This is a genomic window from Streptococcus intestinihominis (genome assembly GCF_046824975.1).
Lineage (GTDB): Bacteria > Bacillota > Bacilli > Lactobacillales > Streptococcaceae > Streptococcus.
Window position 1 is genome coordinate 256,206 of sequence record NZ_JBKQBL010000001.1, and the last position, 4,992, is coordinate 261,197.

At 36.5% G+C, this 4,992-nt stretch carries 5 protein-coding genes and 1 pseudogene; 2 read left to right on the forward strand and 4 right to left on the reverse strand.

What is annotated here, in order from left to right; genetic code table 11:
* Window positions 1–829 (forward strand): bifunctional glutamate--cysteine ligase GshA/glutathione synthetase GshB (gshAB, locus tag ACLOR3_RS01320; protein WP_412036917.1); only part of this gene is annotated, 829 nt, incomplete at its 5' end.
* Between the two features lie 136 nt (window positions 830–965).
* Window positions 966–1,287: pseudogene (locus tag ACLOR3_RS01325) on the forward strand (transposase); the annotation flags it as partial.
* 649 nt (window positions 1,288–1,936) lie between these two features.
* On the opposite strand, the gene ACLOR3_RS01330 reads toward ACLOR3_RS01325, so the two are convergent.
* From ACLOR3_RS01330 to ACLOR3_RS01345, 4 genes are all read right to left on the reverse strand, one after another.
* Window positions 1,937–2,071 carry a hypothetical protein gene (locus tag ACLOR3_RS01330; protein WP_255778472.1) on the reverse strand — a complete coding sequence of 45 codons (135 nt, stop codon included), beginning with the start codon at window positions 2,069–2,071 and terminating at the stop codon, window positions 1,937–1,939.
* 43 nt (window positions 2,072–2,114) lie between these two features.
* Complete coding sequence (gene cadX, locus ACLOR3_RS01335; protein WP_000711078.1) at window positions 2,115–2,453, reverse strand: Cd(II)/Zn(II)-sensing metalloregulatory transcriptional regulator CadX; 339 nt, start codon at window positions 2,451–2,453, stop codon at window positions 2,115–2,117.
* Between the two features lie 11 nt (window positions 2,454–2,464).
* Window positions 2,465–3,079, reverse strand: a complete 615-nt coding sequence (locus ACLOR3_RS01340; RefSeq protein ID WP_002911684.1) for a CadD family cadmium resistance transporter — start codon at window positions 3,077–3,079, stop codon at window positions 2,465–2,467.
* A gap of 299 nt (window positions 3,080–3,378) precedes the next feature.
* On the reverse strand, window positions 3,379–4,992 hold a 1,614-nt coding region (locus ACLOR3_RS01345), incomplete at its 5' end, for a heavy metal translocating P-type ATPase (RefSeq protein WP_412036918.1).

The following is a 4,992-nucleotide window of genomic DNA, read 5'->3' on the forward strand; positions in this document are numbered from 1 at the left end:
CTACGTAATTCCACTGGCCATGGCTAATAAGGTTGTGACCAAAAAGATTTTGGACAAGGCTGGTTTTCCAGTACCTGCGGGAGCAGAATTTGCTAACAAGGACGATGCCTTGCGGTACTACGGACAAATAGCCAACTCTGCTATTGTTGTCAAACCCAAATCCACCAACTTCGGTCTGGGCATTTCCATCTTCCAAGAGTCAACAAGCCTTTCTGGCTATGAAAAAGCCCTAGACATCGCCTTTTCGGAAGATAGCCATGTGCTAGTCGAGGAGTTTGTGGCAGGGACCGAGTACCGTTTCTTTATCTTGGATGGAAAATGCGAGGCTGTCGTGCTCCGCGTTGCGGCCAATGTCGTAGGCGACGGAAGCTCAAGCATCCGAGAATTAGTCGAAAAGAAAAACCAAGACCCTCTGCGTGGTCGCGACCATCGCTCACCTCTTGAAATCATCAATCTGGGTGATATTGAATTACTCATGTTGGAACAGCAGGGTTACACACCTGATACAGTCTTGCCTAAAGGTAGCCAAACCTTTCTGCGTGGTAATTCTAATATCTCAACTGGAGGCGACTCCATTGACATGACTGACCAGATGAGCGAGAGTTACAAACAACTAGCTGCCGATATGGCGACTGCTATGGGGGCTTGGGCCTGTGGAGTCGATTTGATTATCCCAGACTACACCAAGCCTGCTAGTAAGGAGCTACCAAATTGCACCTGTATCGAACTCAACTTCAATCCTGCCATGTACCTGCACGCCTATACTTACGTAGGGCCAGGACAACGTATCACACCGAAAATTTTACGGAAGTTGTTTGGAGAGATATGAGAATAAGATCAGAGATTTTCTGAGCTTACTTTTTTATATTTGATAAATGGTAAAATATAGTGCAACAAAAAACTCATAGAGCCCAATCTCGTGTAAACTGTAAGTAACCACACTAAACAGAACACGGGAGAAATCTATAAGCTACTATCATATTACCATAATTGAGCGAATTAAGATAGAGACTTACCTAGAATTAGGTCTCAAACCCTGCCAAATAGCTAGAAAATTAGGCGTTCACAAATCAACCTTCTCAAGAGAATTAAGTGTGGTAATGACACTTACTCTGCACAAGCAGCACAAACACACAATGAACAATTGGCGAAGCAGAAGGGAAGAAAATCGAGTTAGACTCCTGTGAATTGAAGTAGGAAATTAAAGAGCGATTACAATCTTCATGGTCTCCAGAACAAATTTGTAGTCGTTATCAACTTGAAAATAGGTCCATTGTGTCCTTCAAAATCCAATTTGTAAAATTAAGCTAGAAAAAAAGCATCTCGTATTTTTGATACGAAATGCTTTTAATAAATGTAAATAAGTTTTAACGTTTACTAAATTGTGACGCTTTACGGGCCTTTTTCAAGCCTGGTTTGGAAAGTATGGATTTCAGTTAGACTAAAAACAGCGTAATATCAAGGATTTTCTGAACAATATCTACTTTTTAATTTCATAAAATCTGAATCAATATTTTTAAAATAGGGAATAGTTTAGGTCTCTAAGCATTAAAATAATACACCTAACTTTGGTCACCGTTTTTTAGTTATTCACTCTTTTTTCGGATAGTGTTTTTAAAGTTATGATGTAAAATGCCGCAATTAAAACACTATACATCATAATCGGAGGATAGAGAATTAAGGACAGAATCAATCCCACTCCTTTAATTATTAGGTCAGGTATCAATAACTTCCTATATTGTGCGGTAGCTTCAAGTAATTCTTTCTGATCTATATTGGGTTTATCAATTACTTTATGTAAAAACCAGTTTGCTACCGTTGAAACAATAACGATCAGTCCATAAAAGAGCTGTGCCGTATGATTCATGAAATGACTACTAACTATTCCAGTAGCATAGGGCATAAATGAAACAAAAAATAAAAGATACAAATTCTTTCAAATTTCTCCCTTTTCAACTTGGCTAACTTGACCTGCATTACCTAGGTCGCTTTGCTTTAAATTATACTTTTTTCTTAAACATTTGATACGAGCAGGTATTTCTTGTGAGTAATTTTCATCAAAAAATTTCATATATAATCTCCCTATAATCATGGAAAAGTAGTAAAAATAGTTGTTATCCTAGTTGATTAAAAAAATCTCTGATTTCCTCATCTTTTATAAAATAATATATAATTTTCCCCTCTCTTCTAGTGTCCAAGATGTTTTGATTGGCTAGTTTACGAAGATGGTGGGAGGCAGATGCCATACTGAGATTTAATAAACAGGCTATATCGCAGACACAGAGTTCTTCGACGGCAAGGAGATAAAAGATGATATTTATCTGTTTATTATCGGTAAATTTTGATAAAATGCGAAGTGATTTTTGGACTTTTTCCTTTTCAAGGTAGTTCGTTGCGGTTGTAACATTTTGTTGATTTATAACATCCACTTGACAGATACTATCTTTTTTCATATTTTTTTCTCCTAGCCTAACACAGCCCATAGCATGTCAAAGCTGTTGTTTTCAATCAGGATATACATCCCCAATCCTAAATAGACAACGGCAATAAACCATCTGCTATATTTTTCCAAAGTTTCTCCAACAGAAGGGACTTGTGCTAATTTTTGGGCAGAAAAAACCAAGAGATAAATCATGACTAGAAAAGTAAGTAAAGTCACTATCAAATTCGCTAAATTTAAGGTGGTAAAATATGGGACAAAGACACCAATATTGTCAGCGCCACAACTTGCAAAAGTAATCATAGCGACTAGAAAAATCAGGTTTTTATTGTCTTTTCGCAAACCATCTTTTGCAATAGCTTCTCCATCAGAATCTCCTAAAAGCAAAACTTTGAGGCCTAGGAAAATTGGAATCAAACCGAGTAAACCTAAAATCTCTTTACTAGGAATATAATTTAAGACAAATGCAAAAAGCAAACTTAGGAATATTAGACTAACAGAGCCTAGAAATTGTCCTAAATAGATGTTAATGATGTCCTTTCTGCTTTTTCTTTTGGCAAAAAATAACATTAGGATAATAAGTAAGTCTACGGCTGTCCCAGAATACAGGATTATTGAAGTAACAATATTTTGAATCATAAAACACCTCATTCAAATATATTTTTGAATGTATTCTAACATTAACCTTTGTAGATGTCAACTTAAAATCCACCAATTAATAATTGCATGTCAATATTTGTATTGTGAAACTAGTTTCAGAAATATATAGTCTTAAAGTATGTCCACTGCCAATGGTTTTTTCAATATTTAAAAGGAGAGAACCAATTTGGTCCTCTCCAGGGTATAATTTTCCACCAACCCACTACAGTTGACAAAGAACCGTTATTCTCAAATGAGACAACTCCTTTTAGTTTTTATAACCTCAGCTTCTCGGTCTCTTACCTACTTTTAATAGAAAGACTACGAAGGACGATTCTTAAAGTAGTCAGATTGTGCAATATCGAAAGATTAGATGGGCTTAACCAATTTAACAACCCAAATCCAATTAAACTTCCATTTATTACAACTGTTTCTTGAATATTTCTTTGAATTAATTTCTGCAACGATTCAGATAAAGAATTCAATTCCTCGAAGAAATCTAAACGATTATCTAATAATAAAATATCACTCATCTGCTTAGAAATATCAGCACTTTCATTCATCACAACCCCAATATCTGCAAGCGTCAAGGCAGCAGAGTCGTTTAACCCGTCTCCAACCATCAAAATAGTTCGGCCAGCTTTCTGTAATTCCTGAACCAACTGAAACTTACCATCTGGTTTTAAATCAGTATAAACGTTGTCAAATGGCAGATCTTTAACCAACTCTTCTGTTCTAGCCAACGTATCACCAGTTGCCAGAATCAGTTTTTTCCCTTGGCGCTTTAGCTTTTTCAATGCAACTTTCGCCTCGCTTCTCAAGGGAGTGTGGATACAAAACATCCCAATTAATTCTTTCTTATAAGCCAAAAACAATAAATTGTAATGAGTCTTATATTGCTCAATCAAGGCCAGCTGCTCAGAACTAATTCTTACCTGTTCGTCTTGCATTAGTACATAATTTCCAATGACAACCGATTGACCATCAATTTGCGATTTAATCCCTTTGCTTGCAACATACTGAAGCTTGCCATGCATTTCTTCGTGTTCAATGCCTTCAATTTCAGCTTGTTTAACAATTGCATTGGCAATAGGATGATAGATATGTTCCTCCAAACATGCACTTATTCTTAAAATATCTTTCTCAGTATAATCTCCGAAAGGAAGAACCTTTTCAACCAAAGGATAACTCGTCGTGATGGTACCCGTTTTATCAAACAAGAAAGTATCCACTTCCAGATATTTTTCTAATACATCACCATCTTTAATAACCATTTCTCGATTTAGACCTTCCTTTATGGCCGTAAGGTAGGCTACAGGTGTGGATATTTTTAGAGCACATGAAAAATCCACCAATAAAAAGGAAATGGCTTTTGAAAACGAACCTGTTAACAGATAAGTCAAACCAGCACCTAAGAAGTTATATTTTACAACCTTGTCTGCCATCCTAATAAAATGACGTTGTTTTGTCTTCTTACTCTCTTCAGATTTTTTCATCAGATTGATGAGTTGCAAAATACGACTGTTTATCTGATTATCAGTCACACGAATTCTTAACTCTCCTGTTTCCAAAACAGTATTCGCACATACAGAATCTCCCTCTTTCTTTTCAACAGGGAAGCTCTCTCCAGTCAAGGAACTCTCATTGACCATGCCTAATCCTGAAACCACTTGGCCGTCAAACAAGATTTCATTCCCTTGGGAGACAACTAATACATCACCTACTTGAACATCAGAACTCTTGATGCTGATGACCATGTCTCCCCGCACTAAGAAAACATCACTTTCTTTAGCAAGAAGGCTTTGTTCCAAATCTGTTGCTGTTTTTTTTAAAGACCACTGATCCAGATGATTACCCAAATCAAGCATAAACATGATGTTGCTAGCTGTCTTGGATTGGTTCATAAACAAGGA